The following is a 25503-nucleotide window of genomic DNA, read 5'->3' on the forward strand; positions in this document are numbered from 1 at the left end:
GTTGAGGTAACATAATGCAAGTTTCAGTCGAGACGACCCAGGGTTTAGAACGCCGTCTTACTATCACCGTTCCTGCTAACACGGTTGATTCAGCAGTTAAGTCACGCCTACAGCAGTTGGCAAAAACACAACGTATCAACGGTTTCCGCCCAGGTAAAGTTCCTGTAAGCGTAATTCAAAAGCGTTTCGGCCAAGCTGTACGTCAGGAAGTAGCTGGCGATGTTATGCAGCAGAACTTCTACCAAGCGGTTATTCAAGAAAAAATTCAACCGGCTGGTATGCCAAAGTTCGAACTGACTAAAGATGTTGACGGTCAGGACCTAGAATTTACTGCATCTTTCGAAGTTTACCCAGAAGTAGAAGTGAAAGGTGTTAGCGATATCGAGATTGAAAAGCCAGTAGTTGAGATTACTGACGAAGATCTAGATAACATGATGGAAACGCTTCAAAAGCAACACGCTTCTTGGAAAGAAGTGAAGCGCAAAGCGAAGAAAGATGACAAAGTAATCATCGACTTCGTTGGTTCTATCGACGGTGAAGAATTCGAAGGCGGTAAAGCGGAAGATTTTGCTCTTGAGCTTGGCCAAAACCGTATGATCCCTGGTTTCGAAAAGCCTCTTGTAGGTGCGAAAGCGGGTGAAGAAGTGACTATTGAAGTGACTTTCCCAGAAGATTACCACGCTGAAAACCTTAAGGGTAAAGACGCAGTATTCCAAGCAACTGTGAAAAAAGTTGAAGGCCTAAACCTTCCTAAAGTTGACGAAGAATTTGCGAAACTTTTCGGTGTTGAAGAAGGCGGTGTAGACGCGCTTAAAGCTGAAGTTCGCAAGAACATGCAGCGTGAACTAAACCAAACGCTTAAAGCACAGGTTAAAGAAAACGTTATTGCTAAGCTAGTTGAAGCAAATGAGATTGATATTCCTCAAGCGCTAATTGACCAAGAAGTTAATGCACTTCGCGAACAAGCTAAGCAACGTTTCAGCCAGCAAGGTGGTGGTCAAAACTTACCTGAACTTCCAGCTGAATTGTTCACAGACAACGCAAAGCGTCGCGTTTCAATTGGTCTACTTCTAGGAGAAGTGATCAAGAACAACGAACTTAAAGCTGACGAAGCGAAAGTAAACGAAATGATCGAAACAGCAGCGTCTGCGTATGAAGATCCTCAAGAAGTTATTGACTACTACAACAATAACCAAGAGCTTATGCAGCAGATGCAAAACGTTGCGCTAGAAGAACAAGCAATCGAGTGGGTTCTTGAGCAAGCAAAAGTTACTGAAGTAACTAAAGCTTTTGACGAGGTTATGAACAAACAGGCGTAAATTTTTACTGTCTGATTGACAATACTTGTCAGCAACTGCTTAAATGCTCGGAGCCTTCCGAGCATTTTTGTTTTTAACGCTAGATAATCAAGGTAGCTATGACTAATACCCCGTTTGACCCTATGAATGCACTTGTCCCAATGGTTGTAGAGCAAACCTCTAAAGGTGAGCGCTCTTACGACATTTATTCTCGCCTATTAAAAGAAAATGTTATTTTCCTAGTTGGGCAAGTAGAAGATCACATGGCCAACCTCATCGTTGCTCAAATGCTGTTTTTAGAAGCAGAGAACCCCGAGAAAGATATTTTCCTTTACATTAACTCACCAGGCGGTTCTGTAACGGCGGGTATGGCAATTTACGACACAATGAATTTCATCAAGCCTGACGTTAGTACGGTTTGTATGGGGCAAGCCGCCAGTATGGGTGCCTTCTTATTGTCTGCAGGAGCAAAAGGTAAGCGTTATTGTCTACCTAATTCTCGCGTCATGATCCACCAACCGCTTGGTGGTTTCCAAGGCCAAGCGTCAGATTTTGAAATTCATGCTAAAGAAATTCTGTCTATTAAAGAGAAATTAAACCGTCTGATGGCCGACCACACTGGCCAAGACTACGAAAAAGTAGCTCGCGATACGGACCGTGATAATTTCTTAAGTGCGACAGAAGCGAAAGAATATGGTCTTGTTGACCAAGTTTTAACAAATCGATCTGACGTAGCCGCAACTAAGTAGTATAGTATTAGTAGACCCGAGCCAGTGCATTGCACGTTTTGGTTTTAGGCTCGGGCAAGGCAGAGGCAAAAGTAATGAGTGATAAGCAAAGCGGTGACGGTGATAACAAGCTACTGTACTGCTCGTTTTGTGGCAAAAGCCAACACGAAGTAAGAAAATTAATAGCAGGCCCGTCGGTATTCATATGCGACGAGTGTGTTGAGTTATGTAACGATATCATTCGCGAAGAAATCAAGGAAATTTCGCCAAAGCAAAAGCAGGATGCACTACCTAAACCAAGTGAGATCCACGCGCATCTTGACGATTATGTAATTGGTCAAGAACACGCGAAGAAAGTATTGTCAGTTGCGGTGTACAACCATTATAAGCGTCTGCGCAATGGTGATGTTCACGATGGCGTTGAGCTTGGCAAGAGTAACATCTTGCTTATTGGCCCTACCGGCAGCGGGAAGACTTTACTTGCTGAAACGCTTGCTAGGTTATTAGATGTGCCATTTACAATGGCCGATGCTACCACCTTGACCGAAGCGGGTTATGTTGGTGAAGACGTTGAGAACATCATCCAAAAGCTATTGCAGAAGTGCGATTATGATGTGGAAAAGGCGCAGCGCGGTATAGTGTATATCGATGAGATTGATAAGATTTCTCGTAAATCAGACAATCCGTCTATTACTCGTGACGTATCAGGTGAAGGCGTGCAACAAGCGTTGCTCAAGCTTATCGAAGGTACGGTAGCGTCAGTACCACCACAAGGTGGCCGTAAGCATCCGCAACAAGAATTCCTTCAAGTAGATACTTCTAAAATCTTGTTTATCTGTGGTGGAGCATTCGCTGGACTTGATAAGGTTATCGACCAACGAGCTCAGAAAGACACAGGTATCGGCTTTGGTGCAACGGTTAAGTCAAAAGACAATGGTAAGCAAATTAGCGAATTGTTCAAGCAAGTTGAGCCAGAAGATTTGGTGAAATACGGTTTGATCCCAGAGTTTATTGGCCGTTTACCAGTGGTCACAAGCTTAGAAGAGTTGAACGAAGAGGCGCTTATACAAATCCTTCGCGAACCAAAGAATGCCATTACCAAGCAATATGGCGCGCTTTTCTCTATGGAAGACGTAGAGCTTGAGTTCCGTGATGATGCATTAAACGCTATTGCGAAAAAGGCAATGGAGCGTAAAACCGGTGCACGCGGTTTGCGCTCAATTGTAGAAGCGGTACTGCTAGATACCATGTATGACCTTCCTTCCATGGAAAATGTCAGCAAGGTGGTTATCGATGAAACGGTTATTCGCGGAGAGTCGAAGCCGATTTTGATTTATGATAGCAACGAAAAGAAAGCAGCCTCTGAGTGATCTAGAGAGCTAAAAAAGGCCCTAGGGGCCTTTTTTGTTTTTAAACCGCTACTGCGCTGGTTTATACCGCGTTGGGAAATTTTGTGAAATCCTCATTTACCAAAAGTAAACTCCGGTTCCCCAAAATTTCCCGCCTTGTCTAAACCATGCTCGCTGACGCGGTCTAAAAACGGCGAGTGTTGTCTAAGAATTGACTCAGCATTAAATCCCAATTTTTTCATCAACATCCGTCTTTGCCCAACTTCGCTCACGACGCTGAACAAAAACTATGGTCGATGTTTTAATAAACTTTTTTGAGTCCCTTGTAGGTAAATTTTGTGAAATCCTCATTTACCAAAAGTAAACTCCGGTTCCCCAAAATTTCCCGCCTTGTCTAAAACATGCTCGCTGACGCTGTTCAAAAATAACTTTTCGAATGTGCTTTTGGTAAAACTGATTTTTAATTTGCTGGTTATTTAAGCGCTTGTGTTAGTTCACACTATCCTTTCTGTTAGATTTCGTACTTAAGTGTTGCCTTACGCTTTAAAATCGATGATGGTTATAGGTAGAGCAGGGAAGTAAGATTAAGGAATTAAAACACTTTAATAGGGTTAAGATTGAACTTTGCTCTTGCATCCCCATATAAAAATGACATTTCAGAATAATTGAGAACAAGTATGACAGTTGAGCGTGAAAATCGCATTGAAATTCCTGTGCTTGCCTTGCGGGACGTCGTTGTTTACCCGCATATGGTCATACCCCTATTTGTTGGGCGTGAGAAATCCATTCGCTGTTTAGAAGCAGCAATGGAAAATGACAAACAGATTTTTTTAGTGGCACAAAAAGATGCTGGTGTAGATGAGCCAGAAGCTGACGATATCTATACTGTAGGGACAATTGCAACTATTTTACAGTTACTTAAGCTTCCCGACGGTACGGTTAAAGTACTTGTTGAAGGTAGTGTGCGAGGCCAAATAGATGGTTATCAACAGCAAGACCCGTATTTTGTAGCCAGCGTAGATAAGCTAGAAGATGAAGGTATTGATGAGAATGAACAAGAAGTACTTATTCGTTCTGCGGTATCTCAATTTGAAGGCTATGTGAAGCTTAACAAGAAAATCCCACCTGAGGTGTTAACGTCATTAAACGGCATCGAAGACGCTGCGCGTTTAGCCGATACCATGGCAGCCCACATGCCACTTAAGCTTACTGAAAAGCAAAAAGTGCTTGAGATGCAAAGTGTGAATGAGCGTCTTGAGTACCTGATGGCGTTGATGGAAGGCGAAATCGATTTACTGCAGGTCGAGAAAAAAATTCGTACCCGCGTTAAAAAGCAAATGGAAAAAAGCCAGCGCGAGTACTATCTGAATGAGCAAATGAAAGCTATTCAGAAGGAACTGGGCGAGCTAGACGACGCGCCTGACGAATTTGAAGCGTTGTCGAAGAAAATTGCTGAAGCGAAAATGCCAAAAGAGGCTGAAGACAAAGCCAAGGCTGAATTGCAAAAGCTTAAAATGATGTCGCCGATGTCAGCCGAGGCCACCGTTCTGCGAAGCTATATCGAATGGCTAACTAATGTCCCGTGGAATAAGCGCTCTCCTGTTAAAAAGGATCTGTCTCGCGCTGAAGGTGTGTTAAACGAAGACCATTACGGACTAGAGAAAGTTAAAGAGCGCATCCTAGAATATTTGGCCGTTCAACAACGTGTTAAAAAGCTTAAAGGGCCTATTCTTTGTTTAGTCGGGCCTCCTGGTGTTGGTAAAACATCACTAGGTCAATCTATTGCCAAGGCAACGGGGCGTAAGTACGTACGTATGGCGCTTGGCGGTGTGCGAGATGAAGCTGAAATTCGAGGTCATCGACGTACTTATATTGGCTCGCTTCCAGGTAAACTAGTGCAAAAGATGGCGAAAGTTGGTGTTAAAAACCCACTGTTTTTGCTTGATGAAATCGACAAAATGTCATCAGATATGCGCGGCGACCCAGCTTCAGCGTTGTTAGAGGTACTCGACCCAGAGCAAAATAATAGCTTCAGTGATCATTACTTAGAAGTAGATTACGATTTATCTGATGTGATGTTCGTGGCTACTTCAAACAGCATGAATATTCCCGGACCATTACTTGATAGAATGGAAGTGATTCGTCTGTCTGGTTATACCGAAGATGAAAAGCTTAATATTGCTAAAAAGCACCTTATCGGTAAGCAGATGGAGCGTAATGGTTTAAAAGCTAAAGAGCTCGAGATTACCGATTCTGCGGTTATTGGTATGATCCGCTATTACACCCGAGAAGCTGGTGTACGTGGGCTTGAACGTGAAGTCTCTAAAGTGTGTCGCAAAGCGGTAAAAGACATCTTACTTAAAAAGAGTAAAGGTAAAGTAAAAGTCACCCAAGATAATTTGAAAGATTATTTAGGGGTTCAACGCTTTGATTACGGAAAGGCCGATAAAGACAACCAAATTGGTCAGGTAACTGGCTTGGCATGGACACAAGTTGGCGGTGACCTACTTACCATTGAAACTACCTCTGTGCCAGGTAAAGGTAAAATGACCTCAACAGGTTCTCTTGGCGATGTCATGCAAGAGTCTATAAAAGCTGCAATGACAGTAGTCAGAAGTCGTGCTCAAAAGCTTCGTATTAATGAAGATTTTTACGAAAAACGTGATATCCACGTACACGTACCTGAAGGCGCTACACCTAAGGATGGCCCAAGTGCAGGTATAGCTATGTGTACCGCGCTAGTTTCATCGTTAACTGGCAACCCAGTGAAGTGTGATGTGGCGATGACAGGTGAGATCACTTTACGGGGTGAGGTATTGGCAATAGGTGGATTGAAAGAAAAACTACTTGCAGCACACCGTGGTGGCATAAAAACAGTGGTTATTCCAAAAGACAATGAACGCGATTTGGAAGAAATTCCGGATAACGTTAAAAAAGATTTGTCTATCCATCCGGTTAAGTGGATAGATGATGTCTTGGATATTGCTCTTCAAGAGCCTGTTGAAAGCTTTCAAATAGCAGAAAAACAGTAGTACTAAAGTGCTGTACTGCCTGATTTTAAAGGCGTACAGCCTTTTTTTTGAAATATTTGTTTAAAAAATGCGCGTTATTGCAAAGAAATACCTTTTTTTTTAAAAAATGGGCTTTCAAGTCGCAAAAGTTGTGTTACCTTTAACTGGTACTCGCTTGAAGCCTTGCCACAAAAGGGATTGCAGCGATTCATAAAAAGTTAATTATTTGTGAACGAGGCTTGATGTTAAGAATCAAGCTTGCTATAACGTCCAATCAAAATCGTTTTGGATAAAACAGTATAATAACAATCGAAGGGGATCATAATTGTGAACAAGTCTCAACTTATCGACCAAATTGCTGCTGGTGCAGACATTTCTAAAGCAGCTGCTGGCCGCGCTCTTGACGCATTCACTGACTCAGTAACTGCAGCGCTTAAAGACGGCGACCAAGTAGCACTAGTTGGCTTTGGTACTTTCTCAGTTCGCGAACGTTCAGCTCGCAGTGGCCGTAACCCACAAACTGGTGAGACTATTCAGATTTCAGCAGCGAAAGTGCCTTCTTTCAAAGCTGGTAAAGCACTGAAAGACGCTTGTAACTAAGCAAAAAAATTAAAGAAAAAGGCGATGGCTAGTCCATCGCCTTTTTTATTTGTCACTCAAGTTAACACTAGCTGCGTTGGAAACTTGCTATTTTCGAAATGTAGTTAGATAAACCTTGGTTGTATGCCGGTTCAGTAGTAATCAATAAAAGCATTGATAAACGAAAAGAGCGCATATAGTGCGTTTTGGTCGTTCATATTCATCGGCATTAGGTTATAATCACCGCTTATTTTACCTCCAGCTTATCGGCGTATAAGCATAGGGTGTAACAGAAGTAAGCAACGGAGTTAAAGAACAATCATGCTAGAAAGGATCAGAGAAGGTTCTCAAGGCCCATGGGCGATGGCGATCATTGCGCTAATCGTATTGAGTTTCGTTTTTGCAGGTGTGGGTAGTTATCTAACCTCATCAGGTACTACAGCAGTGGCTACTGTCAATGGCGAAGAGATCTCGGCACAGGAACTAGAGCGTGCATATCAAAACCAGCGCGCACAAATGGAGTCTCAGTACGGCGAGAGTATTGCACAGCTTTTCTCTAGCGAGCAGTACTTAGCAGACTTTAGAAGAAATGTTTTAGATCGCCTTATTGCGGAAAAACTTATTCAGCAGCAAGCAACGGATATGGGTTTACGCGTGAGCGACCAACAAATTCGTGAAACTATTTTGCAAATGCCAGAATTCCAGTTCGGTGGTCAGTTTGACAACGAACGTTTCCAGGCTATTTTGCGTCAAAATGGGTTCCAGGTAGCCGATTTCCGCAACTATCTGCGCGTGCAAATGACACGTAGCCAGTTAGCGGCAGCGTTGGGTAATTCTGCATTCGCATTAGACTCAGAAGTAGAGCGTGCAAACGCATTACAACGCCAAACTCGCGATGCCAAATACTTATTAGTAAGCTCTGATGAGTTCGCAGGCAATGTTGAAGTAGCTGAAGCAGATGTAGAAGCGTTCTACAGAAATAATATCGCTTCATTCGACACTGAAGAACAGGTGAAATTAGCTTACGTTAAGTTGAGTGTTGAAGAGTTGAAAGACCGTGTTTCTGTTGATGAAGCTGCGGTACGTACCTACTACGAAAACAACATTGCAAGCTATGGAAAAGAAGAAGAACGTCGTGTTTCGCATATCTTGATTGAGTCCGGAGATGATGTTGATGCAGCACGCGAGAAAGCAGAGTCGCTGAAAGCACAGCTTGATGGCGGTGCTGATTTTGCAGCGCTAGCCGAAGCCAATTCAGATGATACTTTTTCTGCTGAGAATGGTGGTGATCTTGACTTTATTACACCAGAAATGATGGACCCTGCTTTCGATGCCGCAGCATTTGCGCTAGAGAGCGTTGGCGATGTTTCAGACATTGTAGAGACTGATTTTGGTTTCCATATTATCAAGCTGACTGATCTTAAAGCCGCAGAAGTAAAGTCGTTTGAAGACGTTGCTGCTGAGATACGCGATACATTATTGTATGACGCAGCAATGGAAAAATATTTTGAACTACAAAATACAATGGCAGAAATTGCATTTGAAGTTCCTGATACTCTTGAAGATGTTGCTAACGCGGTGAACCTTCCTGTACAGGAGTCGGTTTTGTTTAGCCGCAATACTGCGCCAACGGATTTAAGCTCACCTGCTGTACTTGATGTTGCCTTTTCATCTGAGCTTATTGAAGAGGGATTGAACAGTGATATCGTTCAACTAGATGATGAAAATGTGGTAGTTGTTCGTGTTGTTGAACATCAGCCTCAACGTACCCAGTCTCTAGACGAAGTTCGCGAGGGTATTGAAGCGTCTGTAAAAGCTGATAAAGCCAGAGAAGCAGCACAAGCTTGGGCACAAGACATTGCTCAGAAAGTACGTGCTGGCGAAGATGTAACAGCATTGCTTGATGAAAAATCAGCAACGTGGGAAACCGCCGAAGCTGTTGCTCGTGCAGGTGGAACCTTGGCACGAGCATTAGTAGACAAATTGTTTACCTTGGCGCTAGAAGGCGATAGCAAAGTAGATGTAGCAACTACAGTAAACGGCGACGTCGCTGTTGTTGAGCTACTTGCTGTAAATCCAGCGCCGGTACTTGAAGCTGAATTAGGTGAAAGTCTGAAGCAGCGCCTAGCGCAAGTTCAAGGGCAACGTGTATACGAGCAATATGTGGAAGCGTTGCGTGCACAGGCAGACGTTACTGTATCTCAATCGTTATAAGTTGATATACAAAGCAACTAGCCTGAGCACGTAAGCACAACTTACGTGTTTTGACTAAAGCCTGACATATCGCTTTAAAATTAAAAAACCTCACTTCATATTGTTAGTGGGGTTTTTTATTGCCTAATTTTCAACGCTGTCTTCTATATTTATTTAACTGCAAGAGACTACCAGTAAGGGGGCAGGTGAATAAAATAGTCTCCTATACTAGATCGTTTCGCAAAACGTGCTATCTAGATCATGAAAATGGCGCTTTGAAAAAAATGTCCAGAAAAACTTCGAGATTTTCACCCAACTATTTGTTTATACTGAACAAGCTGTAAGATGAAAGAGAAGGTAATGGGTTGTCTAATTCTGAGGTAACGTTCCCTACATTTGTTTACGATGAAATAATAAAGCTTCTGCCTGTGGCGGTGTCAGTGTATTCGAAAGATTTCGAACTGTTGATGTGGAACGACCAGTACCTGTCACTCTCTGGCTTAACTGAGGATCAGGTGTATAAGGGGATGTCATTAGCTGAAAAAATTGCAGTAGAAAACCAAAACGAGTTACCGCCTTCCGCATTCTTACCTATTGTCGAACAAGTGAAATGTTATTGGCAAGACCCCCTTCATCACAGACGGGAAGATTGGTTTGAAAATGACCGCCTTATCGAAACGCGAGTAAAACGTTTATCTGAAGATTTATATGTATTTTGTTATATAGACATCACAGAAAGTCGATTATACGAGAACCACTTACAGAGTTTATCAGAGGAAGACCCTCTGACCAAAACGCTCAATAGAAGAAGTTTTGTTCAGCAAGTTGAGTCGTTAATTTTGCAACATAGAAAGCAGCATGAGCCGTTTGCTGTTTTAATGCTGGATATAGATTACTTTAAATTAGTTAATGATGAATATGGGCACCATGTAGGTGATGAAGTACTTGTCGCTTTAGCTCAGCGCTGTCGTATTCTACTAAAAGAAAACGATTTGTTGGGCAGGCTTGGCGGTGAAGAGTTCTGTATTGCATTGCCAAATAAAACGCTCACTATGGCTAAAGAGATTGCTTTAAACATTTTACAAAGTGTCAACAACACGCCGGTTGTTACAAATGACTTAGAGGTCAGCTTTACGGTGAGTATAGGCGTAACGGAATACTGCGCTCTTGATAGAACGTTTGAAAGTGTTTATCAACGTGTAGATAAGGCACTTTATGCAGCGAAGAAAGCAGGTAGAAATTGCTTTAAAACGCTATAGCAATGACATCTATTTAAACAAGCACACTCGCTAATGGGTTAATAAAAGCATCACTGTGTAGAAAGCCGCCAGAACACCAGACAATACAAAGATGTACAGAAACCCTTGTTTTCCTTGTTCTAGCGTGTATTTGTTCGCCTGTAAATACCCAAACCACAACAGTGAGAGTATAAGCGGAATTAAGACAATAATTTTTATCACATCAATACCTTGTTCAATTTAATCTATATTTATACCAAGGTGTGCGAGGAAATGCCATTGCATTGGAAATACACACATCGGTACCGCCCTATTTTATATCTTCATTTTTTGTACGCTAAGAAGATGTCATGACTCTGTAGCAAAACTTTTATTGCTCTGTCACTAAAGCTTTATTTAATAGTGGCATGTAAACCCCATTCGCTATTTTTTATGCCTGCTCAAGTAAATTCTCAATATTTGACTCAATCTTTAACGTCATCTTTGGCTAAGTCTTCTTATGTACAATCTGCTTTGGCGCACAGTATTCATTTCGCAGAAGTATTAATGGCTAGGCCCTCGATAACACCCGTTGACGCAGGGTGCCAAAGCTATCTTATGCATCGGTTAGAAAAGCTGGGTTTTGAATGTGAAATCCACCAAGTTGAAGGGGTTAAAAACCTCATTGCAAAATGGGGAACAGGAGATCAGCACTTTGCATTTTCTGGGCATACGGATGTAGTCCCTCCCGGCCCGCTAGAAAAGTGGCACTCACCACCTTTTTGTCCTGTCATTAGTCAAAACAAGCTATATGGGAGAGGGGCCGCTGATATGAAGACAGGAATTGCTGCCATGCTGGCTGCAACCGAACGCGCACTAACCTATATGAATAAACAAGATGTGACCTTTTGGTGGCTTATTACTAGCGATGAAGAAGGGGAGGCAGAATGGGGCTCTCGTTGGATAAGGACGTATTTGGACCAGCAAAACATTACTCTTGATATGTGTTTAATTGGCGAGCCAACAGCCAGTCATCATACGGGAGACACAATTAAAATTGGTCGTCGCGGTTCGTTATCCGTCACAGTTAATGTAAAAGGAAAACAAGGTCATGTGGCATACCCCAAAACTGCCACAAACGCTATTCATACGGCCAGTAACATTATACAAAAACTTACTCAATACCCGTTTGACGAGGGCAGTGATGATTTTCCCGGGACCAGCTTACAAGTAACTCACCTTTATACGGGCGACTTTACAGACAATATCGTCCCTGGTGCAGCGCGCATAGAGTTTAACGTTCGATATAGTTGGCAGTTTACTCAGGAAAGTTTAATTCTGTTACTGAGCAAGCTTATTCACAGTGTTGACGAACGCGCAGACATTTCATTTTCTCGACCGTGTGAGTCATATATCAGTAAGCCCTCTGACAATGATGTCTGCTTAATTAATAGTGTTGAGCGAGCCATTAAAAAAGCGACAGGACGATACCCTGTAATAAGCACGTCAGGTGGCACGTCCGATGGGCGATTTTTCGCTTCTGCCCATACTCAGGTTGTTGAAGTTGGTGTGCCCAATACCACAATTCATCAAGTTAACGAGCACATCCATTTGTCTGATTTGGTCACGTTAGAAGATATTTATACAGATGTATTGCTGAGCCTTACAGAGTACAAAGAAGAGAGGCATACAACAACCTAGGCTCTAGAAAGTTTACTCTTAGTTTTAGGCAGTTTATACCGAGCGCTGGGCAGTTACATACCAAGCTCTAGGCAGTTAAACACCAAGCTCTAGGCAGTACACACCGAGGTTGTTGTATGAAATAGATAGATGATTCGTTTACGCAGTGGCTTTAAGAACTGCTGCACTTAAGTATCGTTTCCGCTTTTTATCAGTCAATGCTTGCATATCAACCACCACGAGTCCGTCAATACAGTCGTTAAAGTCGGGGTCAACATTAAAGCCTAGAAATGCTACGCCGCCTTCTTTGGCAACTTCTGAATACTGCTTATATAAAGTAGGCACATTAACCCCCATGTTAGCTAACAAGTGCTTAAGTTGAGTAAATTCCTTCTTGTAGTCGTCGCCTTTAAAGGTATGTAAGCTCTCTTGAGATACTAGATATGGGCGCTTACACGACGCTTGTCCAAACTTGGCTGGAAAATAGGTAGAATAAAACTGGACGATAAGATCTTTCGCTGGTTGTGGGTAGGCATTGCTCAGCGACACCGCACCAAATAAGTAGCGATATTTAGGGTATCGGCTTAAAAACGCCCCTATGCCAAACCACAAATAATCTAAACTGCGTTTGCCCCAGTAGCGAGGTTGTACAAAGCTACGCCCTAACTCGAGCCCTTCTTTATACAAGGTGTGGTTATCTTCACCATAATTAAACAGCGTTGCAGAATAAAGGCCTGTTGGGTGATTTTCTTGGGTTAACAGTTCTGCATCACCAAAGCGATAGGCACCAACAATTTCTAAGTCTGATTCGTCCCACAGTACTAGATGGTAGTAGTGCGAATCGTACTGGTCGATATCGCGGCGCTTATTGGTACCTTCACCAACTGCGCGAAAAGCGACTTCTCGTAAGCGGCCAATTTCTCGCATAATAGGTGAGCAGTTGTTGTGTTGATAAAGGTATATGGATTTACCATCACCGGTTTGCCCAAGGTGTTCGCACTCGCGAATGGCACGGCTTAGTTCCTTTCGGTCTTCAGGCTTAGCAATAGAGGTTTGTGTTTCAAATATGCCTTTCTTGTTTCCACCAATACGGTAAAGGTGTCGTTTAAATAGCTTCACCTGATCTTTGAGTGGAATGGTATTTTGGCTGTACGACTCAAAAGGAATAATCTCGCCAATGCGCATGGGTAAATGCTTACGGCGTTGCTTGAACATCTCTTTTACTAACAATGCCGTAGCTAGAGGCTTATAAATCATGGAAACGCCGTAAAACAAGGGGCTATTTTTGGCATCAATATAAACAGGAAGAATAGGTGCCTTTGCTTGTTTTGCAATGCGCAAAAAACCATTGTGCCAACGGGTGTCTCTTACACCTTGTGGACGCAAACGCGAGACTTCACCGGCTGGGAAAATCAAAATGGCACCGTCGCTATTTAAATGAGATTGAATAGCTGACAAATGCTGCTTCGGTGTGCCACCTTGCATGTTGTTAACAGGCAGAAGCATGTCGTGTAGCGGCTCAATGGCCATTAGCATTTGGTTTGCCACAACCTTGAGGTCATGACGTACCTCACTGACTAATTTAATAAGTGCAAGCCCATCCAATGAGCCAATGGGGTGGTTTGCAATAATAACGACACGTCCTTCGCTTGGAATGCGCTCTTTTTCTACGTCGCGCGTAGAGTAGCTAATATTGAAGTATTCAAGCACTTGCTCAACAAAATCGATGTCTTCGTAATGTGGATAAGTTTCACCAAATTCCGTTATCTCTCGTTCGTGTAACAAATGACGCAATACAAATGAGAGTGATTTAAAAAGAAATGGATTACTTGCTACCTGAGGGTAATGTTTGTTCAGTACATCGTTTACGGTAAACATAGGCCTGTTGTCTTTCTTATGTTGTTCGCCGCACAATAACAGGCCAATGTGACGCTTTTGGCACATTTTAATGGCAGTTATTTGACAGTGTTAATAGTGTGTTAAAAGCGTAAGGGGCTATCGGCTTGGACGATACAAGCCGTATTACGCAGCTCTAGAAGACGCGGGTTTAACATTAAGTGGCGTAACACTGGCACGCTCGATAATGTCAAGGTAATGTATAAGTGCAAGATTGCCTTGAGTATCTTCACCAAGTGCGCTGCAATTTTCTATCCAGTCACCATCATTAATGTAGTGTATGCCATTTTCCGTTGTACTTTCGGGGTGATGAATATGACCACAAACCACACCGTCTAAGCCCATATCCTCAGCACGTTGACAGCATGCTTCGCGATACCGAGCTATTGCTTCGTTAGCGCCTTTTATATGTTTTTTGATGTATCCTGCCAACGACCAATACTCTCGCTTGCGCCAGGCTCTGAAACGATTAAATTCGCGGTTTAGGAACAGCAATAGGTCATACCCTTTATCACCTATCCAGGCGTGGAATTTTCCCATGGTTACATCGCCGTCAAACTGGTCACCGTGTAGTACTAAGTAGCGTTTTCCTTGTGCTGTGGTGTGAATTAACTCGCGTTCTATTTCAATATCACCAAATGCCATACCAGAATACGATTGAATTGGTTCGTCATGGTTTCCCGGTAAATAAACAACACGTGTACCTTCTTGACTCATTTGCATGAATTTATGCATGACTTGATTGTGTGCATTAGGCCAACGAAACTGTTTGGTCATTTGCCACAGATCAATAATGTCGCCAACCAGATATAAGGTATCTACGGTAATGCTGTTTAAAAATGAAAGAAGATATTCGGCCTTACAGTCTCGGTTTCCTAAATGAATGTCAGACAACCAAAGCGTACGGTAATGTGTTTTGTTCATAGCGAGGTTCCAAAGCAATGCCTTGGCGCACCACTATATGTTTGCTAATTGACAGAAACGTGACGCTTGCTTGACCATTGTGTTACACGTTTATATTCGTTATCCTTCAATCGTCTTCAAGGATGAAGTTAATCGAGTACAAGAAGTGCTCACTTACAATTCTTTTACTTTCTCGTTTTTCTTTGTCCTTCGAATCTCAGTAGTAGCTCTTGCTACTCGTTATGTTTTATCAGAAGGAATACCAATGAAAATTAATACAAAACTTGCGCTGCTCCCCTTTACAGTCTCTCTTGCCCTAACGGGTTGTATTGAAGTTGATGACGACAGCAACGATGGAGTTGTTGATGCACTCAACCAGCAAAACGCCGTATTGTCCGAACAGAATGATCTGCTCACCGAACAGTTAGAAAATGCAGAGACTTCCGTCACGATTACGGGGTTGGTAGAAGATGTTGAAAGCGGACTTCCTGTTTCATCTGCCAATATTGATATTTATCAAGGAGAGACGGTAATAGCAGAAAGTGTATCTGCTCAAAACGGTGCGTTTACGGTTGAGTCTTTACCGGCCAGTTCAGATTTAACGGTTGTTGTGTCTTCGTCTGATGAAAGCTATTTAGAACGCGCATTTTTTATTTCAACCTTGCCGGTTATAACAGGTGAGGGATTTGATGATGTTGGCAAATTATTGATATCAAAACCAGTAGATATTGCTTTTAGCGTTATCGATTCAACGACTAACGAAGTAGTGACTGGATTGAGTTTTCGCGGATATTCTTACTCGGGTAACGCAACAAGTATTGTCAATAATTTCGTCCACTCATCTTTATTCAATGAAGAAACACAACAGTATGAAGTGACGTTGCCAAAAGATCTTAGCTTAACCTTGAACGCAGATATTGACCTAGACAACGATGGTTTTGCAGACTTCGACTATTCATTAACGGACGGGGTAGGTATTGCTGACAATAGGCTTTATATCCCACAAGCAAGCACCTTCACCGGTAGCGAAGTGCTATTACAGCAGAGTGAAGCAATTGCTGAAGAAGAAAAGACAATTTCAATTGCACTTGTAGATGAAAGCGGCACTGTTGTTGAAGGAGCTACTTTTCAAAACACTAGCTCAGATACCATTATTGAATCGCAATTCAATGAAGAGTCGCAGCTCTACACCATTACGGTGCCATTCTCGGGAGGTGCATCTTTGTATATGCCTTCATTTACTGTTGATGAAACAACATATTCAACGGGAAGTGTTTCTTTTAGTCGTTTAACTAATACTCAGACACAAGAAACCTATATTCAAGTAAACTCGAATGGCTATGAATCTACAAGTTGGTATGAAATAGACGATGATGAATCCTTTACAATTGTACTTAAATTGCAGGAAGTCGAGAACCAAGCAAGTGCTGAGTTAATTACCTCTCATTTAACGTATCCTGAATATGCATATTCAGTGTTCTACAGTGAAGCTGTAGACATAGCTGAAAATGAAGTGTCACTGGTATATCAAGATATCAACGTTACCAAAGGCAACGACTCCGAAAGTGATGGTGTACCCGAGGGGTACACCTATATTGTTGAAGAGCAAGCTCAAGTACCTCTTTCATTTACTCAATCATTGGGGGGAATTAAACATACATTTTCGCCAATAGAAGCGCTTAATAGCAACACGTCCTATCAGTACTCAGTGGGTGTCATTACGCCATTGGCAGGTGGTCAGGCCGGAGATATCTACGGCGATGACGTTTCTTTCTCTACTGGCGAAAATACTAATGCAAATTTCAATATCAATGACTTAAAATTTGACAACGCGAATTATTATTCAAACGGCGAACTTATTGTAAGTGAAAATACGGCGGGTATGGAAAATACGGCGTATGAGAGGAGTCAATCGGTTTATACATTACTACCATCTTCAATAGAATCGCTGAATTATTTGACTATTACGTTGCTCAGCTACAACGAATACGGCAATGAAAACGTTATTATGTCTCAGTATGAATTGGTTCGGAATGGCTCCGTTCACATACAACGTCTGCTAGCAATTGACGTGGCAGAAAATGAGAATATAGTTAATCAGTCAGGTATGTCCATGTTAGTCGGGACTACGGCTAATGATGGCACATACGTTTACAGGAATCACACGGGGCAGTATTTGGGTGACAACACCGCAGATAGCCCTGTAACCATAACCTTTAGCTACGAGTATCAAACGAAGCAGGGCGAAAATGCGTCGGGTACATTGACGTTGCCTGTGTTGTAATTATTCCCAGCTAAGGCAATTGGCAAGGCTGATATTTAAGTATTAGCCTTTGGTTTTAATGTCAAATAATCGCTAACGTGTAGGCTCTTAATGATTGGAGTTGAGAGCCTCTTTTTTCGGGAATATTTCCAGTGATGAGCCATAGAGCCCAGGGAGCATTGATTTTAAAATCACCTTTTTGAGCTATAAAAAAATGTGGCTACATGGAAACTACTACACAGTGTTGTATTTAGTATTTTTATTGCTCTACAGTCCTATTAAGCAGTTCTAATACTTGGCCATCACTAGATTGTGCTTGTGCCCTTACCGCAATGCTAGCTTGTTCTACAATTTGGCTCTGCGTCGAGCGAGCAGTTTCTTTCGCAAAATCAGTATCAGTGATTTGTGAACGGGCTTGGCTAATATTTTCATTGGCTATAGCGTTCACGTTTAATGCGGATGTCATTTGGTGAATTTTGGCACCATAAAAAGCTCTACTCGCGCTTACCGTTTCAAGCGCCTGGTCTATTTGACTTAAGGCATCCTGTGCACCTTGTTCACTACTTATACTGGTATTTTCTAAACTTAAATCTTCGAGGGTAGCGGGGGTTTTGCCTACTTCTATGTACTGCGTACCTTCATGAAGTTTATTGGTTGCCGTTATATCAGCTGGTCCCAATGTAAAGGCTCTATCATTTTCGTCGCCTAGAGAACTCCATGTTGCGGTTACATCAAATCGGCCATTGCCAATAACGGAAATGATTAATGGCTGTGCATTGCTCGCAATGGTAAGTACTTCATTCAGATTTCCTGGGTTTTGATCCCCACTGAAGGAGATGGCTGTGCCGTCGATAGTAGCGCTACCACTTGTCAGCAATTCGCTATCATCGTACCTCGCATCACCATTGTAGCCATTGGATGTCAAAAAGAAGCGATTTTCCAAATCGGAAACTGATGAGATATTGTTCGGCGAACTGCTCCATGTAGCATTAGTGATAGGTGTGCCGGCAAGATGTTTACCGCTTGTCGTAAAAACCTGAATGTCATCATTCGCACCATTATCATTGATAGTCACTTGAACGTTGCTAGAGCCAGCAGGAATATAAGCGATAGAACGCAAACCACTTCCAAGGTTTTGAGTTACGCCTTGTGTAAATGTGTCGCCTAATGAAGGAACATTATCACTTAGCAAATTGGCGTCACCTACCAATGGTAGGCGGTTGAATACTTCGGTGCCGTAGGCAATAGCATTTAGCTCTAATTTTAGTGCTTGGAATTCTTTATCAAGCGCTGCGCGATCGATTTTATTATTGATGCCATTTTGTGATTGGATAGCTAATTGCCGCATACGCTGCAAAATAGTGGCAGATTCCTGCAGCCCGCCTTCTGCCACTTGCGCGTAGCTTATGCCGTTATTTAAGTTCCGCTGAAGCTGATTATAAGCCATTGCTTCAGACGACATGCGATTTGATATCTGTAAGCCAGCACTGTCGTCGGCAGCTTTGTTTATTCTTAAACCAGAACTTAGCCTCTCATAGGCAGCAGAAAGGCTTTTGCTGAGTAGCGGTGTAGAAGTCAGTGATTGAGTAAATGATGAAACGTTTAACACAACTTTCCTTGCTATGAATAACGAGTTAAAAACTTCGAGTAAAACGAACGTAATATTGACGATTGCGGTCACACATTAAAATACTCAGCAAGGATTGAGCCAGATCGTAAGTCTTTGGCGGAATTACTTAAAAAAGCTTATTCAAGCTTAATTTAAAAGTGTCTGTCCTAGCCTATTCACCAGCTTAACCAGTTTACTATGCATAGCTTATTATGCATGTGACTTATGCTTCTCTATAACAACCCATCATTTTCGTTTATTGGCAAACCACGTAAACTGCATAGTCTATGGGTGAGTTATAAACAAGAAACGTGAAATACAGGCCCTGATTATGCCATTGCATCTAGTATCTATGGTGTTGCTATCTATATAGGGTACATAGGTTCAGCGCTAGTGGCATTGTGGGCAAAACGTCAAAACAAAGAAAATGGAAAAGTAACATGCGCGTAGTAATTACCGGCGGAGCTACAGGGCTAGGTCAAGCCCTCGCAATAAAATGGGCTGAAGAACACAGAAACCTTCAAATATGTATCGCCGATATTAATGAAGCGCGGGGTGATGAGACCGTTCTGCAACTCAAGCAATTGGGTGCAGATGCCTTCTATTTACATTGTGATATTACCAATGATGGCGACGTTACTGCGTTAGCCAATACATTAAAAGCTAAATGGCAAGGCGTAGACTATGTGTTTAACAATGCCGGAGTGGCGACAGGTGGCAGTTTGCTAGACGAGAACATTGCACAGTGGCAATGGGTGTTTGATATTAATGTATTGGGTATGGTACGTGTTAGCAGAGCATTATTGCCTTTGATGCAAGCGCAAGGAAGTGGCTACTTTGTCAACATTGCTTCGCAAGCCGGGTTAACGCCAATTCCTTACATGGGCAGTTACAATGCGGTTAAGGCGGCTGTAGTGTCGTTTTCAGAAACTATGAGGTTAGAACTCGCGCCAGATAATATTGGCGTTAGTGTGGTATGCCCTAGCTTTTTTAAAACCAATCTTGATGAATCGATGCGTAGTGAAAATCCTGCGGCGCATAAAATGATAGATAGGTTTTTCAAAAAAGCGGACATAACGAAAGAGCAAGTTGCCGAATCTATTTATCAGCAAGTCCAAGATAGGCGCTTTTTAGTGTTAACTCATAAGTTGGGTAAGCGTGCCTATTTATTGAAGAAGTTACTGCCCAGCGAAAGCTACATTAAAAAGATGTTGGCACAAACAAAATCAATGAAACGCGCAATGCTAAAGGCAACAGACAAGTGATAGAAGAGTAGGCGGTATAGCATGTCTCATAATGTGGTAGATACAGCAAATTCAGTTAGACAGGGTGAAGAGCTCGACATAGCGTCTGTCGATGCTTGGTTTAAAGCCAATGCATGCAACGCAAGCAATGCAAGTAACGCAAACGAAAAAAATATAAGCCCAACTCTTTCTGCGCTTAAGGGAAGCCCAAATGTCACCCAGTACTCTGGTGGTGCGTCGAATTGGACTTACTGTGTAGAATATGAAAATACATCGCTTATTTTGCGCCGCGCACCAGCCGGTACAAAAGCAAAAGGCGCGCATGATATGGGGCGGGAATATCGCCTGCAGCATGCGCTAAAGCCCGTGTATCGATACGTACCCAATATGCTCGCTTACTGCGATGACGACAGTGTAATTGGCACCGAATTCTATGTAATGGAAAAACTTACCGGTGTAATTCCTCGGAAAAATTTGCCTCGTGGTTTACAAGTTACCAAGCAGCAAACGCAAAAGCTGTGTACCAATGTGCTAGATAGCTTGATTGAACTGCACAAGGTTGACCATGAAAAAGCAGGTTTGTCCCATCTAGGGAAAGGAACTGGTTATATAGAACGTCAAATCAGCGGGTGGAGTACACGCTATAGTAAAGCAAAAACCTGGAATGTTCCCTCGGGCAAAAAAGTGATGCGCTGGTTAGAGAGCAACATGCCAGATAAAGAGCGCATTTGTATTACGCACAACGATTTTCGCTTCGATAATGTGGTGCTAGACCCAAACGATTACACAAAAATTATAGGTGTTTTAGATTGGGAATTAGCAACACTGGGCGATCCGCTAATGGACTTAGGTAATACATTGGCCTACTGGGTTAATGCAGATGACGACTTTATGGCCCAGTCTACAAGGCGTCAGCCTACACATTTGCCGGGTATGCTAACCCGCGACGAAGTAGTGGCCTATTATTGTAGACAAATGGAAATAGAAGTAGACGATTTTACATTTTATGAAGTGTATGGCTTGTTTCGATTAGCCGGTATTGCACAGCAAATTTACTATCGCTATCACCACAATCAAACTAACAACCCAGCATTTAAGCATTTCTGGGTTTTCATTCACTATTTAATGTGGCGTTGCAATAAAGCCATAAAAGCATCAGGAAAACGATAATGACAACAAGACGAAACATTCTGATCACTGGGGCAAGTTCTGGGCTGGGGAAAGGCATGGCTATCGAGTTTGCCAAGCAAGGGTGTAACCTTGCCTTATGCGCCAGACGCTTTGAAAATTTAGAAACGCTAAAAGAAGAACTACAAGCGCTAAACCCAAATATTGAGGTTTTTATTCGTTCACTTGACGTAAACGATCACGATGCAGTGTTTGATGTATTTAACGCTTTTAAAGAAGACATGGGTCAATTAGACCGCGTTATTGTTAATGCTGGTATGGGGAAAGGTGCATCAATTGGTACGGGGTATTTCCACGCAAACAAGCAAACTGCAGTGACTAATTTTGTGTCAGCTTTAGCACAGTGTGAAGCGGCTATGGCTATCTTCAGAGCGCAAAATAGCGGGCATTTAGTTACTATATCGTCGATAAGCGCGGTACGCGGTTTTAGACGTGCAATGACGGTATATGCGGCAACGAAAGCGGGGCTAACATCTATGACTGAAGGTATTCGAATGGATGTTATGAACACACCAATTAAAGTAACCTGTATCCACCCAGGGTTTATTCGCAGTGAAATTAACGAAAAAGTGGAAAAAGTGCCCTTTATTGTTGATACCGATGTAGGTTGCCGTGCAATGGTCAATGCCATCAACAAAGAGAAAGCGAATGCTTTTGTACCAGCCTGGCCTTGGGCAATTTTGCATTGGCTTATGCGTATTGCACCTGCCAGCAGTATTCGCAAAATGAGCTAGTTACTGTAACTTGCTAGCTCATACAAACCATATAAAAAGCAGATACAAAAAAAGCGCCGGAGGGCGCTTTTTTAACTACTAATCTTAAAGATTAACCTAGTGCTTTGATTTGTGCAGCTAGACGGCTCTTATGACGAGCAGCTTTGTTCTTGTGAATCAAGCCTTTAGTAGCCATTCTGTCAAGTACTGGAGTAGCAGCAGTAAGTGCAGCTTGTGCAGCTTCTTTATCGCCACTAGCGATAGCAGCAATTACTTTTTTGATGCTTGTACGTGTCATTGAACGACGGCTAGCGTTGTGCTGGCGACGCTTTTCGGCTTGGATTGCACGCTTCTTAGCAGACTTAATGTTAGCCAAGGTGTAACTCCCAAAATAAATTCATGTCAAAAACGAGGGTGCGGATTGTGCCTACCAAACGCCCAAATGTCAAACGAATTAAAATTTAATTCGAAATGCTTTTAAACACGCAAGCCATTGAACACAAAAACATGCTCAACACGTTGCGCATTCTCAGCAACATTAGGGAGAACGCTATACATAACCGTGGCATCCCATATCGGGCGCGGATTATAGCAAGAAACTTATTAAAGGTGCACAACTATTTTGAATAAATCGTTTCACCCGATCATTGCATTGGTTATTATGGTCGGCATGAGGAGATAATGTATGTTGTCTTCACACCAATAATGGCAGTTTGCGCCAAGCTTACACGTGCAGGGCTCATACAAAAAATCTTGTGCTCATTGTGAAACGCGCTCATTAACGCACAACAGATAATGCACAGCAGAACAGCAGCCTGCCAACGTATATATTTCAACTATTCTCTATTGGAAGCGTTCTGTGTCACGGAAGTTAATTAAATCGGGTTTAATTGTCAGCATAATGACCTTGTTGTCACGGGTGTTAGGACTCATTCGTGATGTGGTTGTTGCACGTTTAATGGGGGATGGTGCTGCAGCGGATGTCTTTTTCTTCGCCAATAAGATTCCTAACTTTCTAAGGCGATTATTTGCAGAAGGTGCGTTTGCTCAGGCATTTATTCCCGTTTTAACCGAAGTGCATCAAAACGACGACAAGCAGCAACTACGAGAGTTTGTGGCGAAGGTCAGTGGGACACTAGGTGCTATTGTGTTTGTGGTGTCTTTGATTGGTGTTGTTGCATCTCCTGTACTCGCTGCACTGTTTGGTACCGGTTGGTTTATGGCGTGGTTACAGGGCGATGAAGCGGGGGATAAATTTATCTTAGCTTCTACTATGCTCAAAATTACCTTTCCCTATTTGGCGTTTATTTCGTTAACAGGCTTAGCGGGCGCTATATTAAATACATTAAACAAATTTGCTGTTGCGGCGTTTACGCCCGTATTGCTTAACGTATGTATCATTATTTGCGCCATATTCTTGTCTCCTTCACTTTCACAACCTGCCTATGCCCTCGCGTGGGGCGTGTTTATCGGCGGCATTGTTCAATTTCTATTTCAATTACCATTCTTGTTTCGTGCCGGTTTATTGGTTAAACCCAAGTGGGGCTGGCATGATGAAAACGTGGTAAAAGTACGCACCTTAATGATCCCTGCCTTATTTGGGGTGTCAGTTGGGCAAATTAATCTGTTGTTCGATACCTTTATTGCCAGCTTTTTGGTTACCGGCTCTATTAGCTGGTTGTATTACTCCGACCGGCTACTAGAGTTTCCACTTGGCCTTTTCGGTATTGCCATTGCTACTGTTATCTTGCCGGCGTTGTCACGCAATCACGTGAGTAAAAACCCTAAAGCCTTTGCCGCCAACATTGATTGGGCATTTCGTATGGTGTGTTTATTGGGCATTCCTGCTGCTGTTGGCTTGGGCGTTATGGCTCGGCCTATTTTAACCGTGATCTTCCAACGAGGCGCATTTACCGCTGAAACGGCTACCATGGCGTCATATTCGTTAACGGCGTATTCATTTGGTTTATTAAGTTTCATGTTAGTGAAAGTGTTAGCGCCAGGGTTTTATTCTCGACAAGACACGAAAACACCGGTGAAATTTGGTATATGGTGTATGGTGTCGAACATGGTGTTCAACGTTATTTTAGCCATTCCATTTGGTTACATTGGCTTGGCTATCGCTACAAGTATGTCGGCAACCCTCAATGCAGGCCTGCTTTACTTTACGTTGCACAAACAAGGTGTATTTGCGTTAAGCCGTACATCGGTGTTGTTCATTGTTCGCGTTATTGTTGCCAGCACAGCAATGGGCGCACTTATCTATTATCGAGACCAAGGCGAAGCCTTTTTTGCACTCTCCCTTTCAACACAAATGGTAGAGGTTGGGTTAACCATTGCCATGTCAGCCATGCTATTTATTTTTAGCATGGTTGTTCTTGGTATGCGGCCCCGACATTTTCGCAGTGGTGGAGAGTGATTTTGGTGAATAATTACACTAAAGCACGTTGTTAATCCGCGTAGTTGGCCCTGCGCTTGGTATTGTGCGCTTGGTCGGCTATAATCGCGAGCTTTGAATTTCTAGCAGTTAAAAGGTAGTGGCTAACAGTGGAATTTATCCGCGGGCTCAACAATGTAAAACCGCACCACAAAGGGTGTGTGCTCACTATTGGCAAGTTCGACGGTGTACACCGCGGCCACCAAGCGGTATTGGCAAATGTGCTGGAAACTGCCAAGTCTCTATCATTGCCCGCTACCGTTATGGTGTTTGAGCCTCAGCCTGAAGAAGTGTTCATGCCAGACAAGGCACCTGCGCGAATTAGCCCTTTACGTGAAAAATACGAATTGCTTAGCCAGCAAGGTGTCGACCGTTTACTGGCGGTGCGTTTTAATGCGGAATTTGCCAAACAAAGTGCCGATACCTTCGTACACGATTTACTCGTCGACAAATTAGGCGTTAAGTTTCTGGTGGTGGGTGATGACTTTCGCTTTGGTAATGGTCGTCAAGGCGACTTTGATATGCTTCTAGCGGCCGGTAAGCAGTACGGTTTTGATGTCGTAAGTACCCACAGCTTTACCATGCATGCACATCGCATTAGCTCTACGGGTGTTCGCGATGCACTGGCCAACAGCGATTTCAGTTTGGCAACAGAAATGTTAGGTCGTCCTTTTGCGATACACGGTCGCGTAGTTCACGGTGAGAAAAAAGGCCGAACCATTGGCTTTCCAACCGCTAACGTCATGCTTAAACGGCAAAAAACACCAATACACGGTGTATTTGCAGTACGAGTAGATGTTGATGGCGAGCATTACAACGGCGTTGCCAATATTGGCCGCAGACCAACACTAAATGGCGAACGTAACCAGCTAGAAGTGCACATATTTGACTTATCTTCCAATTTATACGGCAAGCCCATTACTGTGTTTCCGATGCACAAGATAAGAGATGAAATTAAATTTGCTTCGTTTGAGGCATTAAAAGACCAAATTCAGGCAGATGCGGCGCAAGCGCGTCTGTTATTAGCATAGATAAACGTGGTAAAGTTTTGGCCTTAAAACAGACCAAATGTTAGCCCAGATGTGTTAATGAAAAGTATGCGTTTTAAGTGCAATGGCAGTTAAAACAATAGAATCGCAAAATACAACGCCTTCGCAATGCCCTAAACGGTATTGGGTAAAACTTAAGGTAACCG

At 42.8% G+C, this 25503-nt stretch carries 19 protein-coding genes; 14 read left to right on the forward strand and 5 right to left on the reverse strand.

The genetic code is table 11. The annotated features are described in order from the left end of the window. The first annotated feature begins 14 nt into the window (after nt 1–14). The 7 genes from tig to EYR97_RS02425 all read left to right on the forward strand — a co-directional run bounded on the left by tig (nt 15) and on the right by EYR97_RS02425 (nt 10417). Nucleotides 15–1319 carry a trigger factor gene (tig, locus tag EYR97_RS02395; protein ID WP_131092226.1) on the forward strand — a complete coding sequence of 435 codons (1305 nt, stop codon included), beginning with the start codon at nt 15–17 and terminating at the stop codon, nt 1317–1319. Nucleotides 1320–1417: 98 nt separating this feature from the next. Then, nucleotides 1418–2047 carry an ATP-dependent Clp endopeptidase proteolytic subunit ClpP gene (gene clpP, locus EYR97_RS02400; protein ID WP_131092227.1) on the forward strand — a complete coding sequence of 210 codons (630 nt, stop codon included), beginning with the start codon at nt 1418–1420 and terminating at the stop codon, nt 2045–2047. Between the two features lie 74 nt (nt 2048–2121). Beyond that, the gene (gene clpX, locus EYR97_RS02405; protein ID WP_131092228.1) at nt 2122–3396 is read left to right on the forward strand and encodes an ATP-dependent protease ATP-binding subunit ClpX; all 1275 of its coding nucleotides are present in this window, start codon (nt 2122–2124) and stop codon (nt 3394–3396) included. Between the two features lie 656 nt (nt 3397–4052). Beyond that, nucleotides 4053–6407 carry an endopeptidase La gene (gene lon, locus EYR97_RS02410; RefSeq protein WP_131092229.1) on the forward strand — a complete coding sequence of 785 codons (2355 nt, stop codon included), beginning with the start codon at nt 4053–4055 and terminating at the stop codon, nt 6405–6407. A gap of 306 nt (nt 6408–6713) precedes the next feature. Further along, nucleotides 6714–6986, forward strand: a complete 273-nt coding sequence (hupB, locus tag EYR97_RS02415; protein WP_012518978.1) for a nucleoid-associated protein HU-beta — start codon at nt 6714–6716, stop codon at nt 6984–6986. A 300-nt stretch (nt 6987–7286) separates the two neighbouring features. Continuing rightward, nucleotides 7287–9179 (forward strand): SurA N-terminal domain-containing protein, encoded by a 1893-nt coding sequence (locus EYR97_RS02420; protein ID WP_131092230.1) that lies wholly within the window; start codon nt 7287–7289, stop codon nt 9177–9179. 344 nt (nt 9180–9523) lie between these two features. Continuing rightward, the gene (locus tag EYR97_RS02425) at nt 9524–10417 is read left to right on the forward strand and encodes a sensor domain-containing diguanylate cyclase (protein WP_131092231.1); all 894 of its coding nucleotides are present in this window, start codon (nt 9524–9526) and stop codon (nt 10415–10417) included. A 30-nt stretch (nt 10418–10447) separates the two neighbouring features. Here EYR97_RS02425 and EYR97_RS21815 read toward each other — a convergent pair whose 3' ends face one another. After that, complete coding sequence (locus EYR97_RS21815; protein ID WP_181409122.1) at nt 10448–10618, reverse strand: hypothetical protein; 171 nt, start codon at nt 10616–10618, stop codon at nt 10448–10450. Between the two features lie 237 nt (nt 10619–10855). Here EYR97_RS21815 and dapE point away from each other — a divergent pair, with 237 nt between their 5' ends. Beyond that, on the forward strand, nt 10856–12076 hold the full coding sequence (dapE, locus tag EYR97_RS02430) for a succinyl-diaminopimelate desuccinylase (RefSeq protein ID WP_258313183.1): 1221 nt from the start codon (nt 10856–10858) through the stop codon (nt 12074–12076). A gap of 138 nt (nt 12077–12214) precedes the next feature. Here the strand turns inward: dapE and EYR97_RS02435 are convergent, their stop codons facing one another. Together EYR97_RS02435 and EYR97_RS02440 are read right to left on the reverse strand one after the other, a co-directional pair. Then, nucleotides 12215–13933, reverse strand: coding sequence for a lysophospholipid acyltransferase family protein (locus EYR97_RS02435; RefSeq protein ID WP_131092233.1), 1719 nt, complete (start codon nt 13931–13933; stop codon nt 12215–12217). A 144-nt stretch (nt 13934–14077) separates the two neighbouring features. Next, complete coding sequence (locus EYR97_RS02440) at nt 14078–14875, reverse strand: UDP-2,3-diacylglucosamine diphosphatase (RefSeq protein ID WP_131092234.1); 798 nt, start codon at nt 14873–14875, stop codon at nt 14078–14080. A gap of 244 nt (nt 14876–15119) precedes the next feature. On the opposite strand from EYR97_RS02440, the gene EYR97_RS02445 reads away from it, so the two are divergent. After that, nucleotides 15120–17138 carry a hypothetical protein gene (locus tag EYR97_RS02445; protein ID WP_131092235.1) on the forward strand — a complete coding sequence of 673 codons (2019 nt, stop codon included), beginning with the start codon at nt 15120–15122 and terminating at the stop codon, nt 17136–17138. Between the two features lie 238 nt (nt 17139–17376). Here the strand turns inward: EYR97_RS02445 and EYR97_RS02450 are convergent, their stop codons facing one another. Continuing rightward, nucleotides 17377–18726 (reverse strand): flagellin, encoded by a 1350-nt coding sequence (locus EYR97_RS02450; protein WP_131092236.1) that lies wholly within the window; start codon nt 18724–18726, stop codon nt 17377–17379. A 440-nt stretch (nt 18727–19166) separates the two neighbouring features. On the opposite strand from EYR97_RS02450, the gene EYR97_RS02455 reads away from it, so the two are divergent. The 3 genes from EYR97_RS02455 to EYR97_RS02465 are packed head-to-tail and all read left to right on the forward strand — an operon-like array spanning nt 19167 to nt 21892. Beyond that, on the forward strand, nt 19167–19991 hold the full coding sequence (locus EYR97_RS02455) for an SDR family oxidoreductase (protein WP_131092237.1): 825 nt from the start codon (nt 19167–19169) through the stop codon (nt 19989–19991). 21 nt (nt 19992–20012) lie between these two features. Beyond that, a complete protein-coding gene (locus EYR97_RS02460) occupies nt 20013–21140 on the forward strand; it encodes a phosphotransferase family protein (protein WP_131092238.1) in 1128 nt (375 codons plus the stop codon). Then, a complete protein-coding gene (locus EYR97_RS02465; RefSeq protein WP_131092239.1) occupies nt 21140–21892 on the forward strand; it encodes an SDR family oxidoreductase in 753 nt (250 codons plus the stop codon). Before EYR97_RS02460 ends, EYR97_RS02465 begins: the two co-directional genes overlap by 1 nt. Nucleotides 21893–21983: 91 nt before the next feature. Here the strand turns inward: EYR97_RS02465 and rpsT are convergent, their stop codons facing one another. Next, entirely contained in the window at nt 21984–22247 is a 264-nt protein-coding gene (gene rpsT, locus EYR97_RS02470; RefSeq protein ID WP_014950134.1) for a 30S ribosomal protein S20, read from the reverse strand. A gap of 483 nt (nt 22248–22730) precedes the next feature. On the opposite strand from rpsT, the gene murJ reads away from it, so the two are divergent. Next, nucleotides 22731–24290, forward strand: a complete 1560-nt coding sequence (murJ, locus tag EYR97_RS02475) for a murein biosynthesis integral membrane protein MurJ (protein ID WP_131092240.1) — start codon at nt 22731–22733, stop codon at nt 24288–24290. 128 nt (nt 24291–24418) lie between these two features. Further along, nucleotides 24419–25339: a bifunctional riboflavin kinase/FAD synthetase gene (gene ribF / locus EYR97_RS02480; RefSeq protein ID WP_131092241.1), complete on the forward strand. Its 921-nt coding sequence runs from the start codon at nt 24419–24421 to the stop codon at nt 25337–25339. The last annotated feature ends 164 nt before the right edge of the window (nt 25340–25503 follow it).

The organism is Alteromonas sp. KUL42 (assembly GCF_006538325.1).
In the GTDB taxonomy this organism is placed as follows: Bacteria; Pseudomonadota; Gammaproteobacteria; order Enterobacterales; family Alteromonadaceae; genus Alteromonas.

Coding starts and splice junctions, on each gene's coding strand:
- EYR97_RS02455 (WP_131092237.1), top strand. CDS start 19,167: ATGCGCGTAGTAATTACCGGCGGAGCTACAGGGCTAGGTCAAGCCCTC.
- tig (WP_131092226.1), top strand. CDS start 15: ATGCAAGTTTCAGTCGAGACGACCCAGGGTTTAGAACGCCGTCTTACT.
- EYR97_RS02465 (WP_131092239.1), top strand. CDS start 21,140: ATGACAACAAGACGAAACATTCTGATCACTGGGGCAAGTTCTGGGCTG.
- EYR97_RS02445 (WP_131092235.1), top strand. CDS start 15,120: ATGAAAATTAATACAAAACTTGCGCTGCTCCCCTTTACAGTCTCTCTT.
- EYR97_RS02440 (WP_131092234.1), bottom strand. CDS start 14,875: ATGAACAAAACACATTACCGTACGCTTTGGTTGTCTGACATTCATTTA.
- lon (WP_131092229.1), top strand. CDS start 4,053: ATGACAGTTGAGCGTGAAAATCGCATTGAAATTCCTGTGCTTGCCTTG.
- EYR97_RS02460 (WP_131092238.1), top strand. CDS start 20,013: ATGTCTCATAATGTGGTAGATACAGCAAATTCAGTTAGACAGGGTGAA.
- EYR97_RS02420 (WP_131092230.1), top strand. CDS start 7,287: ATGCTAGAAAGGATCAGAGAAGGTTCTCAAGGCCCATGGGCGATGGCG.
- clpP (WP_131092227.1), top strand. CDS start 1,418: ATGACTAATACCCCGTTTGACCCTATGAATGCACTTGTCCCAATGGTT.
- EYR97_RS02435 (WP_131092233.1), bottom strand. CDS start 13,933: ATGTTTACCGTAAACGATGTACTGAACAAACATTACCCTCAGGTAGCA.
- clpX (WP_131092228.1), top strand. CDS start 2,122: ATGAGTGATAAGCAAAGCGGTGACGGTGATAACAAGCTACTGTACTGC.